General features: G+C 68.2%; 1 pseudogene. It reads left to right on the top strand.

Annotation, left to right across the window (positions count from 1 at the left end):
* Positions 1-784, top strand: a pseudogene (locus IE145_RS33155) (IS5 family transposase); the annotation flags it as partial.

Raw genomic sequence — 784 nt, 5'->3', positions numbered from 1 at the left:
TCATGAGCTTTCGGATGCCGAGTGGGCTGTGTTGTCGCGGTTGCTGCCGAGTTCGGGGACTGCGGGGCGGCCTCGTTCGGACGACCGGCTGGTACTGAACGGCATCGTGTGGAAGCTGCGGACCGGATCGGCCTGGCGTGATGTGCCGGAACGTTATGGCTCCTGGCAGACCTTGTACACGCGTTTTCGCAGGTGGGCACTGGACGGGACGTTCTCGCGCATGCTGCGGGCCGTCCAGGCGCAGAAGGACGCGGCCGGGGACATCGACTGGCTGGTGTCGGTCGACTCCACCATCGTTCGGGCCCATCAGCATGCCGCAGGCGGCAAAAGGGGGCGGTCGACAGGGACGAAGCGGGTGATCACGCCCTTGGCCGATCCCGAGGTGGACTGAGCACGAAGGTCCACCTGGCCTGCGACGGGCGCGGCCGTCCTCTCGGCTTCGTCCTGTCGGGCGGCAACGCCAACGACTGCACCCGCCTCGAGAAGGTGATGGACTCGATCAGCGTGCCCAGAGTCGGGCCCGGGCGTCCACGCACCCGGCCCGACCATGTGGTCGCCGACAAGGGCTACAGCTCCCGAAAGATCCGCGCCTACCTGCGCAGGCGCGGCATCCCGCACACGATCCCCGAACGCGCCGACCAGATCCTGGGCCGGCTGAACCGCGGCACACGCGGCGGACGGCCGCCCGGCTTCGACCAGCACATCTACCGCCGTCGCAACGTCGTCGAGCGCTGCTTCAACCGCCTCAAGCAGTGGCGCGGACTGGCCACCCGCTACGACAAAA

Source organism: Streptomyces sindenensis (assembly GCF_014649035.1).
Lineage (GTDB): Bacteria > Actinomycetota > Actinomycetes > Streptomycetales > Streptomycetaceae > Streptomyces > Streptomyces sindenensis.
The sequence above is the reverse complement of the archived record's forward strand: the minus strand, read 5'-3'. Positions and strand labels throughout refer to the sequence as shown.